11 protein-coding genes are annotated in these 15,312 nt (G+C 72.6%); 7 read left to right on the forward strand and 4 right to left on the reverse strand.

Annotated features, from left to right (window positions below; genetic code table 11):
- Positions 1-59: 59 nt before the first annotated feature.
- The 4 genes from ACZ4V1_RS06385 to ACZ4V1_RS06400 form a co-directional block, all read right to left on the reverse strand.
- A complete protein-coding gene (locus ACZ4V1_RS06385; RefSeq protein WP_468330138.1) occupies positions 60-2,294 on the reverse strand; it encodes a polysaccharide pyruvyl transferase family protein in 2,235 nt (744 codons plus the stop codon).
- Positions 2,291-3,649, reverse strand: coding sequence for a hypothetical protein (locus ACZ4V1_RS06390; RefSeq protein ID WP_468330141.1), 1,359 nt, complete (start codon positions 3,647-3,649; stop codon positions 2,291-2,293). The genes ACZ4V1_RS06385 and ACZ4V1_RS06390 overlap by 4 nt, the downstream gene beginning before the upstream one ends.
- Positions 3,650-3,788: 139 nt before the next feature.
- A complete protein-coding gene (locus tag ACZ4V1_RS06395; protein ID WP_468330144.1) occupies positions 3,789-5,123 on the reverse strand; it encodes a polysialyltransferase family glycosyltransferase in 1,335 nt (444 codons plus the stop codon).
- A complete protein-coding gene (locus ACZ4V1_RS06400; protein ID WP_468330147.1) occupies positions 5,120-6,109 on the reverse strand; it encodes a glycosyltransferase family 2 protein in 990 nt (329 codons plus the stop codon). Before ACZ4V1_RS06400 ends, ACZ4V1_RS06395 begins: the two co-directional genes overlap by 4 nt.
- 198 nt (positions 6,110-6,307) lie before the next feature.
- On the opposite strand from ACZ4V1_RS06400, the gene ACZ4V1_RS06405 reads away from it, so the two are divergent.
- The 7 genes from ACZ4V1_RS06405 to ACZ4V1_RS06435 all read left to right on the forward strand — a co-directional run bounded on the left by ACZ4V1_RS06405 (position 6,308) and on the right by ACZ4V1_RS06435 (position 15,260).
- Complete coding sequence (locus ACZ4V1_RS06405; RefSeq protein WP_468330150.1) at positions 6,308-7,663, forward strand: DUF6716 putative glycosyltransferase; 1,356 nt, start codon at positions 6,308-6,310, stop codon at positions 7,661-7,663.
- An 80-nt stretch (positions 7,664-7,743) separates the two neighbouring features.
- Positions 7,744-9,081: a cytidylyltransferase domain-containing protein gene (locus ACZ4V1_RS06410; RefSeq protein ID WP_468330153.1), complete on the forward strand. Its 1,338-nt coding sequence runs from the start codon at positions 7,744-7,746 to the stop codon at positions 9,079-9,081.
- Between the two features lie 12 nt (positions 9,082-9,093).
- Positions 9,094-10,032 carry an N-acetylneuraminate synthase family protein gene (locus ACZ4V1_RS06415; protein WP_468330156.1) on the forward strand — a complete coding sequence of 313 codons (939 nt, stop codon included), beginning with the start codon at positions 9,094-9,096 and terminating at the stop codon, positions 10,030-10,032.
- A gap of 52 nt (positions 10,033-10,084) precedes the next feature.
- Positions 10,085-11,152 (forward strand): hypothetical protein, encoded by a 1,068-nt coding sequence (locus ACZ4V1_RS06420; protein WP_468330159.1) that lies wholly within the window; start codon positions 10,085-10,087, stop codon positions 11,150-11,152.
- Between the two features lie 247 nt (positions 11,153-11,399).
- Positions 11,400-12,635 (forward strand): M20 family metallopeptidase, encoded by a 1,236-nt coding sequence (locus ACZ4V1_RS06425; RefSeq protein ID WP_468330939.1) that lies wholly within the window; start codon positions 11,400-11,402, stop codon positions 12,633-12,635.
- Positions 12,636-12,895: 260 nt separating this feature from the next.
- On the forward strand, positions 12,896-13,942 hold the full coding sequence (locus ACZ4V1_RS06430) for a BMP family lipoprotein (RefSeq protein WP_468330162.1): 1,047 nt from the start codon (positions 12,896-12,898) through the stop codon (positions 13,940-13,942).
- A gap of 268 nt (positions 13,943-14,210) precedes the next feature.
- Positions 14,211-15,260, forward strand: coding sequence for a BMP family lipoprotein (locus tag ACZ4V1_RS06435; RefSeq protein ID WP_468330165.1), 1,050 nt, complete (start codon positions 14,211-14,213; stop codon positions 15,258-15,260).
- Positions 15,261-15,312 lie beyond the last annotated feature (52 nt).

The following is a 15,312-nucleotide window of genomic DNA, read 5'->3' on the forward strand; positions in this document are numbered from 1 at the left end:
TGTCGAAGAAGGCGCGGAGAAGCGAACTCCATTCGCAGGGAAGATGAATTCTCGGTGTCTCAGGCCGGAGTGAAGATGTTCCGCAGTTCCTCGATGTTCACGCGAGTGGTCTTCCACAGGAATTCCTGCGCGGCGTGTACGTCCGCCACCGCCGTCGCGTGGTCGTCGAGGACCGCCGCCGCCCGTTCCGCGAGCCGGGGGCCCAGCTCCCGGTCGTGCACGGACAGCCCCCACTCCCGGCGTCCGATGTCGGACAGGAAGTACGCGAGCTTCGGGTGGGAGACGAGGCTGAGGATCGGCGTCCCGCAGCCGAAGGGGATCATCCCGGCGTGCCCGCGCATCCCGATCACCAGCCGCGAGTGGCGGTACAGGTCGCGGATCGCGTCGTTCGACAGGCCGTAGAGCTGCTCGACGGGCAGGGCGAGGCCGTGCTCCCGGCGCAGGTCGTGCACGAACTTCTCGTCGGCCGGCATGTGGGCCGCGTACCGCACGTCCGCCCGGTCGCGCAGGGTCCGCAGCGCGCCGGCCATCTGGGCGAGGAAGTGGCCGTAGTCGTGCCCGAAGCGCAGGCCCGAGCGGTCGTACGCGCAGTTGACCAGGACGGTGTCGGACCGCTCCGGCGCGGCGGACAGGCGGGGGTCGAGGTGCCGGGCCACCGTGGTCGGGCAGGGCTGGTAGCGCACCCGGTCGCGCAGCTCCGCGGGGAGCAGCTCGCGGACCCGGTCGATCGATCCGTGGTTGCGCAGCCCGAAGAACGCCGACCGTTCGACCAGGACCCGCAGGCTCTCGGCGAACCGGCTCCGGCGGTAGAGCTGCCCGTCGAACACGTTGTAGCCGACCGCGAACACCGCCAGCGGCGCGGTGAGGCGGGCCAGCAGGTCGTCCGGGACGTTCCACTGCCAGTGGCTGTTGCCGTTGGGGGAGGTGTCCGGGAGGAAGAGCCCGCCACCGCCCACGACCACCCCGCGCCGGGCGTTCAGCCGCTCCAGCGCCTCCTCGTCGACCAGCCGGTGCACGGGCTGCCGGTACCAGCGGTGCGGGCCGGTGTCGGTGTCGAAACACATGCGCACGGCCTCGGGCAGGACCTTGTCCCCGGCGTTCTCGTTCCCCTCGGCGAACAGTGCGACGTGCGCGAGCTGTCCGGCGGCCGGAGCGGCCGGCTCCGGTTCGCCGGGGCCGGCCGCACGGGTTCGGACGTACCAGGCGTGGCAGCCGGCGTCGGTGGGGTCGGCGTCCAGGCCGTCGCGGGCGTAGGCGTGCGCGTCCTCCTCCCGCCCGCACAGCCAGGCCAGGCGGGCGAGCTGCGCGAAGGCACGCGGGGCGACGTCGGGGGAGGCCGCCGCGAGCAGCAGGTGCCCCTCGGCCTCGTCGTAGCGCGAGAGCGCCATCAGGCACAGGCCGAGCGTCTCGTGGCAGCGCGGCGCGTCCAGCCGGTCCGCGACGGCCGGGGCGAGGACCTCGACGGCCTCGTCGTAACGCCCCTGCCCGCGCAGCACGTCGGCGACCGTACGGGCGAGGTCGAGGGAGGGGCGGGCCGCCAGCAGGGGCGGCGCGCAGTGCGCCAGCAGGTCGGGGTGTCTTTGGCCGGGCAGTGCGCAGTAGGCGGCCCGGAACTCCTCGTCGCTCATCTCGAAACGGCGCCGCGCCTCGGCGGCGGGGCCGTACCCGGGCGCGTCGAACGGGCCGGTGAACCGCAGGACGGCGACGTCCGCGGGCACCGGCGTGTCGTCGTGCAGGCGGCGGGCGAGGAAGTCGTACCGCGCGTCGAGCGGGGCCAGGACGCCGTCGAGAGCCGGGCCGAGGTCATCGTCGGTGAGGCCGCGAAGCCGCGCCGCCAGGCCGTCGTCCACGTCGGCACGCTGGATGACGAGGAGCCCCTTTGGCAGCACGGCGCGCCGCTCCCCGGCCTCCCCGGCGCACAGCAGCTGGCGTACGGCGCCCACCCCGTGGCGCATCCTCAGCAGCTCGCCGATGTCGCCCAGGACGACCATGGCGGGATCGAGGGCCACGACGGTGTCGTACCCGTCCAGCCGGAAGACGTCCGTACGGTCCCCGGCCCGGCGCGTGACCAGGCGCGGGTGCAGCCGGCGCAGCGCGTCGAACGAGTCGTCGGCCAGACCGGGGTGCAGGACCACGAAGTCCTCGCACACGCCCGGGTTGGTCAGCGCCAGACTGCGCAACAGGACGGGGAGGCCGGGCAGGCCGCCCTCGTCGGTGTGGACGGCGAAGGCGATCCGGCGTCTGCCGGTGACGGTGCTCCGGTCGTCCGCGGAGGAGGCGGAGGAGTGGGTCATCGCAGGGCGATCCTCATCTTGCTGTCGTCGACGTGCGTCGCGCGGTCCATGACCCACTCGGCCTCCCTCGGCCGCAGCCGGCCGGGCAGGGTGAAGCCGATGAGGTCCAGGCGTGGACTCGCGTCCAGGAAGTCCAGGAGCCTGAGCACGGTGAAGGCCGTGGTCGTCGCCGGGCCCCAGCCGTCCTCGCCCAGCAGCGCCGGGTCGCCCAGGGGCCGGCGCAGGGAGGCGTCGCCGACGTGCTCCTGGGCTCCGGGTACGAGCCGCTGCCGGGTGGCGCGGCGCCATCCGGCGGCCGGGTCGCCGAACACCAGCCGGACACCGGCCGGCCGGGTCCAGGCGGGCTCCTCCCACGGGGCGTCGCCCCGCAGCGAGACGGCGTGCAGGTCGGTGCGCTCGCCGGTGCCCCCGGCGCGGATGCGGAACGCGTCGCAGCGCACCACGAGGTCGTAGGCGTCGATCTCGGCGCCCAGCGCGCTGCCGGCCACGTCCCCGGCGTTCGCGACCAGGCACACCGTCCGCCCCGCGACCAGGCCCCGCAGGCCGCCGACGCCGATCGGAGTGCTGCCGCCGAGCAACGGGTCGGGCATCCCGGCCCGTTCGGAGAGCCGGCGGTGGGTGCCGTACAGCTCCAGCAGGCGCCGCACATCGGGGTCGCCCAGGCCGTGCTCGGCCACCCGGGCCCGCACGTACGCGGCCAATCGCGGCGAGACGGCGGCGGTGGTGGTCGCGGGGACCGTGGCGTTCGCGGTGACGGCGCCGGGCGTGGTGGTCGCGCCGGGTGCGGTGGTCGTGGTGGTCGTGGTGCTCGCGGTGGTCGTGTGGGGCTCTCCGAGCAGGTCGCGCAGTGCGGAGCCGGCCTCGGGGAAGAGCGCGACGGCCGCGTCGAGACAGGCCCGCCGGCGCCGCAGGGTGTCCATCCTGCGCGCGATCTCGGGCGCCGGGTTGCCGTCCGGCAGCAGCGTTGTGTACCGCTCGTAGCACTCCAGCGCCTCGACGTCCCGGCCGAGGCCGTCCAGGGCCAGGCCGCGCAGCCGCCACGCCCCCTTGGACCGCCGCCGGATGCGGGCCGACGTCTCGGCGACGCCGAGCGCGAGGCCGAGCCCGTCGTCCCCGCCGGTCTCCAGGGCGCGCTCGCCGACCTGGAGCAGGGCCTCGAAGTGGTCGGCCGACGGGTCGTCGAGGGAGGCCGCGAAGGCACCGATGGCCTGGGTGAGCCGGGCCCGAGGAGGAGTGGCCCCGGCGCCCGACGCCGCGAGGTACTCGCCGCACAGGCGCATGCCCCGGGCGTACAGCGCCGGCCTGGCGGCCTCTTCCCGCCGTGCCTTGAACAATCCCGCCAGGGACTTCGTCATGCGTTCCACCGTTCTGCGATCGGAGGCCGAATGTGCCGCAGCACGACGGGCCGCGGGTGGCTTTCCGGCGCACGGCGGGTGAACACTGCCCCTCCGGCGGGCGGACGGCCGCTCCCCGCTCTCGGGGAGCGGCCGTTCCTCACCGCCCCATCGAGCGCCGGACGGCCCGCGCCCGCCGTACCACCCTGCGTGCCGTGGAGTTGTGCGGCAGGAAGCCCAGCCGTGCCGGGATGCCGCCCGGCAGACCCAGCGAGGTGAGCCGCCGCTTCTTGAAGTACCGCCAGGTGCGCGCGTCCAGGTGCGCGCGCAGATACCGCTCGGCCTCCGGCCGCAGTTCCGGCAGCACCTTCGGCTGCATCGCGAACCCCACGGTCCGCACCAGCGCGGCGAGCGCGTCGGTGTCCATGCCCCGCCGTCCCTCGGCGACGGCGGCGGCGTCGGACAGGTCCGGGAGGAGCGCGTCCACGATGGTGGCCGGGACGCGGTTGCTGTTCTCGTACGGCGTCAGCCGGTCCAGCAGGGTCTCGGTGCCGACGCGGGCGACCGGCAGGCCGTACAGCGCGGACGCGGTGAGCAGGGCGGTGGAGAAGCAGCCGACGACCAGCGCCGGACGCGTCCGCTGGAACAGCACCTCGGCGAGGACCGGTGTCTCCACCACGGTGAGGTCGACGCCGAGCTTTCCGGCCTCCTGCTCCAGGGTGCGGGTGAAGCGGGCCGGGGCCGTGGGGTGCGGTTTGAACACCACGCGGGTGTGCCCGAGCCCGGCGGCGCCCGTCAGCATCCGCACGTGCAGGTCCTCCTCCTCCTCGGCGGAGAGGATGCCCAGCGCCGACAGGTACTGGCCGAGCAGCACCGCGGGCTCCTCGACGTCCGGCAGTCCGGTACCGGTGCCGGCCAGCTCGGCCAGCACCTTGGTGAACGCCGGAGCCGGCACGATCTCGGGCTCGACGCCGAACTCCGTCAGCAGCAGCGGCGCGAGCCCCGGCACCAGGTCGAGGTGGAGCAGCCGCTCCACGCGCGTGCCGACCAGCGGGGCGAGCTTCGTACGGGTGGGCCCGTAGCTCATCAGGCCGTCCGCGTAGACGGTCAGCGGCGCGTCGGTGAAGATCTGCGCCACGCCGAGTGCCGGGTGCACCTGGATCGACTCCACGGCCAGTGCCACGTCGTCGTCGCCGAGCCCCCAGGCCAGCCGCAGATGCCGCTCCCACAGGGGTACGTCCTCCAGCCGCGGCGACCAGCCGCCGGGATGGAAGGGGAAGATCGCCTCGTTCCACGACACGACGTCGTCGAACCGCCCCCGCACCTGCTCGAAGCCGGGCATCGCGTCCACGGACGGGGTCGTCTCGGGCGTCGCCGCGTTGTTGGCGACCAGCAGGATCCGCCGGTCGGCCGCGTCGAAGCAGCCGGTGTCCAGGGCCGCGGCGAGCGTGGCCGTGCCGTACAGCGTCGACGCCAGGAAGATCTGAGTGGTCACGCCGCCGTCCCCTCTTCGGCCCCGCCCGCGGCCGCACGGCGGCGAAGGCGGCGCAGCCGCGTGGCGCGCTCGGCGTCCATCGAGCCGAGCACCTCGTCGAGCGCGTCCTGCGGCATCCGCCGCAGCGCCGCCGCGCTCCTCGCTTTCAGTATCCGGGCCACGGCGGGCTCGAATCCCTCGATGGAACCGAGATGGTGGGAGATGATCGCGCAGTACGTGCGCACCGCCTTCGGCACCAGCCGCGCGGCGTCCGCGTCCCCGGCCGCCCCCGCGAGCACCTCGTCGAACGCGCGGATGAAGTCGAGCCGGCGGACGTCACCGATCTGGGTGAGGGAGGACGCCACCCCGCGCCGGTAGAAGACACCGAGCAGCCCGGTCACCGCGAAGGACTCCGCCTCCCGGTGCAGCTTCCAGATCCACGGCCGGTCCTCGGCCGTGCGCAGCCCGTCGGTGAAGTGCAGCAGGCCGCGCTCGGCCAGCCGGCGGTGGTAGACGCCCGCCCACGCGTAGGGGTAGTCGACGGAGGTGGTGCGGTGGGCGGGCAGGATCGCGTCGCGCGGGCGCAGCGCCACGTTGCGGCGGCCGTGCGGGACACGGTGCAGGGTGCGGTTCCGCCCCGTGCACTGCACGTGGTCGGTGCGCACGAAGTCGACGCCCAGCCGCTCGATCGCGTCCACCAGCCGGCCGTAGTGGCCGGGCGCCAGCCAGTCGTCGCCGTCCAGGAAGGCGAGGTACTCGCCGCGCGCCCGGTCGATGCCGGTGTTGCGGGCGGTCGCCAGGCCACCGTTGCGTTCGTGTATGACCAGCACCGCCCCCGGCAGCTCGCGCTCGGCGCGGGCCAGGAGGTCCGCGGTCCCGTCGGTCGAGCAGTCGTCGACGAGAATGAACTCGAAGTCGTCCCGCGCGTTGGCGCTGAGACTCCGCAGGGTGTCTGGTGTGTACTGCCGCACGTTGTAGAACGGCACGATGACGGAGAGCTTGGGCACGTGAGCGACGTTATGCGGTGGCCCGGCATTCGGCTTTACCTGCGCCTTGATACCGGGTGAACGCGGCGTGGCGAAGCGGTGAAGCGCACCTTTTTCCGTACGCCGGGCGACCCGATTCCCCATACGGCGATGTGCTGTTCACCGTTTGTTGCATTCCGGTTGGGCGGTTCCTAGAAATGGCTTCCTAGCGTCTACGACGTGCCAGCAAGTGCAACGAAGGCCCTGCGAGTCGCCGTCCTGGCGGATTCCGACACCCGGTGGAAATGGGGAGCGCTCACCGCGACCCGCGTCTGTCCCGGGGCCCCCGAGAACACGGACATCCACCTCGACGGCTACCTCCTGCGCGGCCGAGCCACCCCGACCCCCCGCCAGTTGCGGGAAGTCGGCGTTACCGCGGACTCGCTCCGCGAGGTGACCGCCGCCGAGTTCCTGCGTGCCATGGGCGACGCCACCGGCGAGGAGTCCTACGACGTCCTCGTCCTCGCCCTGGTCGGCGGCGGCGTCCAGGCGATGCTGCACGGCCTGGGACGGGTCTGGGCGGACCGCGCCGACCGGCCCGTGGTCGTCACCGGCTACGTCGGCGTCGTCTACGAGAAGCTCGCCGACGGCCTGCTGCTGCGCCACGGCGCCGACCTCGTCCTCGCCAACTCCCGCCAGGACGCGGACCGTTTCCGGGACGTGTACGAGGGGGTCGGCGCCGACGCCTCGGCGGTGACCGAGGTCGCCCTGCCCTTCCTGGGCGGAGCCGCCTACCCCGGCGAGCCGGACGGCGGCAGCGGGGAGGACCGCCCCTACACGGTCGTCTTCGCGGCCCAGCCCTCCGTACCGGACAGCCGCAAGGACCGTACGTACCTCCTCGAACGGCTGATCCGGCACGCCCGCCGGCATCCCGAGCGCGAGGTGCTGCTCAAGCTGCGCTCCAAGCCGGGCGAGCACACCACGCACATCGAGGAGCTGCCCTACCAGAAGCTGGTGCAGCGGGCCGACCCGCCGCCCAACTTCCGCCTGGTCTACGGCCACATGGGCGACGTCCTCGACCGCACCGACCTGCTGGTCACCATCAGCTCCACGGCGGCCCTCGAATCCCTGCACCGCCGCATCCCCACCGTCGTACTGACCGATCTGGGCGTGCGCGAGGCGCTCGGCAACCACCACTTCGTGGGCTCCGGATGCCTCGCCTCCTGGGACCAGCTCGACGAGGGGCACCGCCCGGTGCCCGACCCCTTGTGGGTCGCCCGGCAGGGCGTCGCGGCGGACGGCGGGTACGGCACCGCCTTCGACGAGGCCCGGGGGCGCATCGCGCACCTGCTGGACCGGCCCGGCGGCCTGCCCCCGCTCGCCCCCTACTACACACCGGTCACCGCCCCCGGTTACCTCCCCGGCATCCTCGCCCGCCACCACCTCGGCCCCGACGGCACACCGCTGCCCGGTGCGCCGGCCGCCGACAAGGCACCCGGCCCGGTCCGGCAGGTGGTGCGCCGGGCGGCCCGCGGCGCCTACCGGCACGGCGTCCAGCGGGTCGCCCCGGTGATCCGCCGGATGGGGGAGCTGTGACCGGCCGCCCGACACCCCGGACCCCCGCGGTCGCGCAGACACCTGCGACACCTGCGACACCTGCGCAAGGAGCAGATCACATGTCCAACCCGGAAGCGGGCCAGGGCGCTTCGGTGCGCCGGGTGCTCGCGGTGATTCCCGCGCGCGGCGGCTCCAAGGGAGTGCCCGCGAAGAACCTCGCCCCCGTCGGCGGCGTCCCCCTGGTGGCCCGCGCGGTGCGTGAGTGCCGGGCCACCCGGCTGGTGACGGACGTCGTGGTCTCCACCGACGACCAGACCATCGCCACCGCGGCCCGCGAGGCCGGCGCCGAGGTGGTGCTGCGGCCCGACGCCATCGCCGGGGACACGGCCACCTCCGAGGCCGCCGTACTGCACGCGATGGACGCCCACGAGGCCCTGCACGGCGCGGCCGTCGACGTGGTGCTGCTCGTGCAGTGCACCAGCCCTTTCCTCGTCCGCGAGGACATCGACGGGGTGGCCGGCGCGGTCGCCGAGGACGGCGCGGACACGGCGGTGACCGTGGCCCCGTTCCACGGCTTCGTGTGGCGGGACGGCGCGGACGAGCCGGACCGCCGGGAGGGCGGCCACGGCGTCAACCACGACAAGTCGCACCGCCCCCGCCGCCAGGACCGCCCGCAGGACTTCCTGGAGACCGGCGCCGCCTACGCCATGGCCGCGCCCGGCTTCCGCGAGCACCGGCACCGCTTCTTCGGCCGCACCGAACTGGTCCGCACCGACCCGGCCCGCGTCCTGGAGATCGACGACCCGCACGACCTGGCCCGCGCCCGCGCCCTGGCGCCACTGCTCGACGCCGCGCGCCCCGGGTGGCCGGCCGCCGAGCCTCCCACCCGCCTCCCCGAAGCCGCCGACATCGACGCGGTCGTCCTCGACTTCGACGGCACCCAGACCGACGACCGGGTGCTGATCGACTCCGACGGGCGGGAGTTCGTCTCCGTCCACCGCGGCGACGGACTCGGCATCGCCGCCCTGCGCCGCAGCGGTCTGACGATGCTGATCCTGTCCACGGAAGTGAACCCGGTCGTCGCCGCCCGCGCCCGGAAACTCAAGCTCCCGGTGCTGCACGGGATCGACCGCAAGGACCTCGCACTCAAGCAGTGGTGCGAGGAGCAGGGCATCGCGCCCGAGCGCGTGCTCTACGTCGGCAACGACGTCAACGACCTCCCGTGCTTCGCCCTCGTCGGCTGGCCCGTGGCGGTCGCGAGCGCCCATGACGCCGTGCGCGGCGCGGCCCGTGCGGTCACCACCGTCCCCGGCGGCGAGGGCGCCATCCGGGAGATCGCGAGCTGGCTCCTCGGTCCCTCACTCGACGCCCTCGGCGCCCCCGAACTCCTCCACACTCCCCGGCTCTTCGACACCCCCGACTCCCTCGAATCCCCCACGATCACCCAGAACAAGTAAGGACCCCCTGCCATGAGCACCAACTCCCGCATCCGCGCCTTCGGTTCCCGCGAGGCCGGCCCCGGCCGCCCCGTCTACATCACCGGCGAGATCGGCATCAACCACAACGGCGACCTCGAGAACGCCTTCAAGCTGATCGACGCCGCCGCCGACGCCGGCTGCGACGCGGTCAAGTTCCAGAAGCGCACCCCCGAGATCTGCACCCCGCGCGACCAGTGGGACATCGAGCGCGACACCCCCTGGGGCCGGATGACGTACATCGACTACCGCCACCGCGTGGAGTTCGGCGAGGACGAGTACCGCCAGATCGACGAGTACTGCAAGACCAAGAACATCGACTGGTTCGCCTCCCCGTGGGACACCGAGGCCGTCGCCTTCCTGGAGAAGTTCGACGTCCCCGCCCACAAGGTCGCCTCCGCCTCGCTGACCGACGACGAGCTGCTGCGCGCCCTGCGCGCGACGGGCCGCACGGTCATCCTCTCCACTGGCATGTCGACCCCGAAGCAGATCCGCCACGCGGTCGAGGTCCTCGGCTCGGACAACATCCTGATGTGCCACGCCACGTCGACGTACCCGGCGCAGGCCGAGGAGCTCAACCTCCGCGTCATCAACACCCTCCAGCAGGAGTTCCCGAACGTCCCGATCGGCTACTCCGGTCACGAGACGGGCCTGCAGACGACGCTGGCCGCCGTCGCCCTCGGCGCCACCTTCGTCGAGCGCCACATCACCCTCGACCGCGCCATGTGGGGCTCCGACCAGGCCGCCTCCGTCGAGCCGCAGGGCCTGACCCGCCTCGTCCGCGACATCCGCACCATCGAGGCCTCCCTCGGCGACGGCGTCAAGAAGGTCTACGACTCCGAGCTCGGCCCGATGAAGAAGCTGCGCCGCGTCAACGGCGTCGTCGCCGAGGCGGAGATCGCCGCCGCCGCGGGCGAGCCGGTCACGGTCTGACAGCCGGCCCGACACCTCCACCACACCCCCACCACGGGACGGTCCCACACCGATGAGCCCCCGCGCCGGGAACGCCGGCCCCCGCACTCTCGCCTTCGTCGAGAGCCCGGTACAACTGCTGAACGTGCTGGAGTGGGCGCACACGTGCGCACCCGGCGCGGAGCTCACCCTCGTGGTCCTCTCGCCCGTCGACCCGATGACCCGCGGTCAGCTGCGCCGCATGGCGGAACTGGCCCGCAAGGAGGGCCACGAGATCCGCTGGGAGGAGGCGCGCGGCGGCGCCACGGCCCCCTTCCGCACGGTGGGCGGACTGACGACCGCCCTGCGCCACGCGGAACGGATCGTCATGGGCGACCCCTTCTCCCGCTACGTACAGCTGCTCCTCACCATCACCCGGGCCCACGACCTGGTCGTCGTCGACGACGGCACGGCCACGATGGAGTTCGTCACCCAGCTGGCCCACGGCGAACGCCTGGTGCGCTGGCACCGCAAGGGCAGCCGCCCGGGGCCCCGCGACCTGCTCTTCGCCCCCGTCTCCAGGACCGCCCGGCACCGGCTGACGCCGACCCCGGACCGCCAGGTCTCGGTCTTCTCCTCCATGCCCATCGAGGACACCCCGGACGGCGTCACCGTCACCGCGAACGAGTTCGCCTGGACCCGGTCCCGCTTCGGCCCGCCCCGCATCACCAGGGGCGCCGACATGGTCGGTACGTCGCTGGTGGAGACCGGCGTCGTCGACGGCGACCGCTACGTGGACGCGGTACGCGGCCTGGCGAAGACCCACGGCGCGGCCCGCTACTTCGCCCACCGGCGGGAGAGCGCCGAGAAGCTCCACCGGCTGGCCGTCGAGACGGGCCTGGAGATCGTCCGGCCGGACCTCCCCCTGGAGCTGATCGCCCGGCGGGGGCCGATCGGCCGCACCGTCCTCAGCTTCCCGTCCACGGTCGTCCACACCCTCCCCCTGGCCCTGGCCGGCACCGAGGTCCGCGTCGCCGTCTGCGACATCGACCCCGCCTGGCTCACCCGGCAGGCGTCCCCCCGGGCCCGGGGCTTCCTCTCCGGGGTCACGGGCTCGGCGCGGGACGTGCACCGGCTGTCGGCGGTGGCGAGTGCCGGGTAGGTGGTCCCGGGCACATCACGCGGACGGCTCCGGCGTGGTCCGGTCGTACCGTGGTATGCGTGAAGGGAGCAAGGAAACAGGAAAGACGGAGCCGGGTGCCGAGGCCAAAAACGGGTGAGTGTACCCACCCCCGTTGAGAGCCATGCGCCGCGCGGCCAACTTTTCTTCCCCTAACGGGCTGAACTTTTGTTGATCGTGGGACAGTTGACCGCCCCGGCGTCCTACCCTTCAGAGGGTGAAGCAACTGATGTCCCGAGAGACCGAGGCCGATCCGTCAGGGGAAGCACTGCTTCCCGGTGCCTTGCCGGAGGCGCTCCGCGCGGAACTCGTAGCCTTCCGCCGCGACCTGCACATGCACCCCGAGCTGGGCAACCAGGAGTTCCGCACCACCGCCGCCATCAAGGAACGGCTCGAGCGGGCCGGCCTCAAGCCGCGGGTGCTCCCCGTCGGGACCGGGCTCGTCTGCGACATCGGCACCGGCACCGACTCGGGGGCGTGGTCCGGCGGGCCGCGCATGCTCGCTCTGCGGGCCGACATCGACGCCCTGCCCATCCCGGACACCAAGAGCGAGTGCCCGTACCGCTCGCGCGTGCCGGACCGCGCCCACGCCTGCGGCCACGACGTGCACACCACCGTCGTCCTCGGCACCGGACTGGTCCTCGCCGCCCTGCACGAGCAGGGCCTGCTGCCCCGGCCCGTACGGCTGGTCTTCCAGCCGGCGGAGGAGGTGCTGCCCGGCGGCGCCGCCGACGCCATCGAGGGCGGCGCGCTCGACGGGGTCCGCCGGATCCTCGCCGTGCACTGCGATCCCCGGGTGGACGCCGGACGGATCGGACTGCGGGTCGGACCCATCACCTCCGCCTGCGACCGGCTGGAGATCGCCCTGAACGGGCCCGGGGGCCACACCGCCCGCCCGCATCTGACCACCGATCTGGTCAGCGCCGCCGCCCGTGTGGTCACCGACGTGCCCTCGCTCGTCGCCCGGCGGGTGGACAGCCGCAGCGGACTCGCCCTCACGTGGGGGCGGATCGAGTCCGGCCACGCCCCGAACGTCATCCCGCAGCACGCCGAACTCGCCGGGACCGTGCGCTGCCTCGACCTCGACGCCTGGCGGCAGGCGCCCGACCTCGTGGTCGGCGCCATCGACGAGATCGCCAACCTGTACCGCGCCAAGTCCGAGATCACCTACGTCCGCGGAGTGCCCCCGGTCGTCAACGAGGTGACCAGCACCGAACTGCTCCAGGCCGCCATGGTCGCCCGGTGCGGCACGGAATCCGTCGAGACCACCGAGCAGAGCCTCGGCGGCGAGGACTTCTCCTGGTACCTGGAACACGTGCCCGGCGCCATGGCCCGCCTCGGCGTCCGCCCGCCCGGCGAGCGCACGGTCCGGGACCTGCACCAGGGCGACTTCGACGTGGACGAGCACGCCATCACCGTCGGCGTGGAGATGTTCACCGCGGCCGCGCTGATCGACGCCGTGTAGCGGAGACCGTACAGCCCCCCGCTGCGGTTGCGGCCGCGGCGGGTCGGGGGCAGCCTGATGCACAAGCGCACCAGGTCGCGCGGCATGCCCCGGGCACCCCATTCGCTCCCGTTCGGTCCGGTGGTTCACAAGGCCGTAACCAGCCGGCGGCACGAATGGGTAACGGCCCCGGGGAACCCCGTTCCCAGGAGTTTCTACGCGCGTTAATGTGCGCCGAACCGAGCGCCCGCTGCGGGGCTTTGGAGAATGGGGAACTTCAGATGCGTCGGATATCGAGACTGACCCGCGCCGCGGTGGGGGTCGCGTCGCTCGCACTCGCCGCCACGGCCTGCGGCGGAACCAGCGGCGAGAGCGGCGACGGCGACGGCAAGGACGACAAGGGCCTCGCCATCGCGTACGACATCGGCGGCAAGGGCGACCAGTCCTTCAACGACGCCGCGTACGCGGGCCTCGAGCGGGCCCGGAAGGAGTTCGGCTACAAGACCGCCGACATCGAGCCCACCGAGGGCGAGACCAACGCCGACAAGGAGCAGCGCCTCGCCTCGCTGGCCCGGCAGGGCTACAACCCGGTCATCGGCGTCGGCTTCGCCTACGGCCCGGCGATGAAGGCCGTCGCCTCGAAGTACCCGGACACCACCTTCGGCATCGTGGACTCCGTGGTCGAGGGCAAGAACGTCGCGTCCCTCGTCTTCGCCGAGAACGAGGCCTCCTACCTCGCGGGTGTCGCGGCGGCCAAGGCCACCAAGACCAACACGGTCGGGTTCGTGGGCGGCGTGGACATCCCGCTGATCCACAAGTTCGAGGCCGGCTACGAGCAGGGCGTCAAGGACACCGACCCCAAGGTCGAGGTGATCTCGCAGTACCTGACGCAGACGGCCGAGGAGGGCGGTTTCTCCAGCCCGGACAAGGGCCGCGCCGCCGCCGAGGGCCAGATCGAGAAGAAGGCCGACGTCGTCTACCAGGCGGCCGGCCTGTCCGGCCAGGGCGTGATCGAGGCCGCCGCGAAGGCGAAGGTCTGGGCGATCGGCGTCGACTCCGACCAGTACAAGCAGGAAGCGCTCGCGGCGTACAAGGACCACATCCTGACCTCCGCCCTCAAGGACATCGACGGCGCGGTGTTCGCCCTGGCCGAGTCGGTCGAGGACGGCAAGCCGCTGACCGGCACCCACACCTTCGACCTCGAGTCCGAGGGCGTGGGCCTGTCCGACAGCAACCCGAAGTACGCCGAGGTCCCGGGTCTGACGGACGCGGTGGCCAAGGCCAAGGAGGGCATCCTCTCCGGCGCCATCAAGGTCAGGACGGAGTAGCCCCGGCGGCACCGCACAGAACCGGATGAAGCGGGCGGGCGCCCGGAGGCGCCCGCCCGCTTCGGCGTGCCCGCGACCGGCCGCCCCGGCGTCACCCTCCGTTTGCGTCCGGCAAGCCTCGGGCACCCGCGCGCCGCGCCTTGCTCACGGGCGGATAACAAGGTGGACAGAAGGGGTTTTCAGGCAGGTCTACGCGCGTTAATCTGCGGCGAAAGCCAGCGCCGTACCTGAATCCGTCCCCGGCGCTTGTACGACAGGAGCACCAGACATGCGCCGGATTTCCCGGATCACGGTCGCAGGCGCAGCGACCGCCTCCCTGGCCCTCGCTCTGACCGCCTGCGGCGGCACCTCGACCTCCTCGGGGTCGTCGGAGTCCAAGGGCGACAAGGGTCTCGCCATCGCCTACGACGTCGGCGGCGAGGGCGACCAGTCCTTCAACGACGCCGCCCACGCGGGCCTGCTGAAGGCGGAGAAGGAGTTCGGCTACAAGACCGCCGCCATCGAGCCCACCGACGGCGAGACCAACGCCGACAAGGAGCAGCGCCTGGTCTCCCTGGCCAAGCAGGGCTACAACCCGGTCGTCGGCGTCGGCTACGCGTACGCCGCCGCGCTGAAGAGCGCCGCCGAGAAGTACCCGGACACCACCTTCGGCATCGTGGACGACGCCACGATCGAGGCCGACAACGTGGCCGACCTGGTCTTCAACGAGGAGCAGGCCTCCTACCTCGCCGGTGTCGCCGCCGCCAAGAGCACCAAGACCAACACGGTCGGCTTCGTGGGCGGCGTGGACATCCCGCTGATCCACAAGTTCCAGGCCGGCTACGAGCAGGGCGTCAAGGACACCGACCCCAAGGTCGAGGTGATCTCGCAGTACCTGACGCAGACGGCCGAGGAGGGCGGCTTCTCCAGCCCCGACAAGGGCGAGACCGCCGCCGAGGGCCAGATCGAGAAGAAGGCCGACGTCGTGTTCGCGGCGGCCGGTCTGTCCGGCCAGGGCGTGATCGAGGCCGCCGCCGCCAACAAGGTGTGGGCCATCGGCGTCGACTCCGACCAGTACAAGCAGGACGCCCTCGCGAAGTACAAGGACTCGATCCTCACCTCGGCCACCAAGGACGTCGCCAAGGCGGTCTACAACCTCGCGAAGTCGGTCGAGGACGGCAAGCCCGAGACCGGTATCGTTCGGGGCGATCTGAAGTCCGGCGAGGTCGGCCTTTCGGACTCCAACCCGAAGTTCGCGGACGACGCCGAGCTCCAGGCAGCCATCAAGACGGCCAAGGAGAAGATCATCAGCGGCGAGATCAAGGTCAAGAGCAGCTGAGCAGCACCAGCAACACCTCGAACAGCGTGTAACCGCGCCGGTTGCGCCGCTC

The sequence above is a fragment of the Streptomyces sp. NPDC028991 genome (assembly GCF_055564775.1).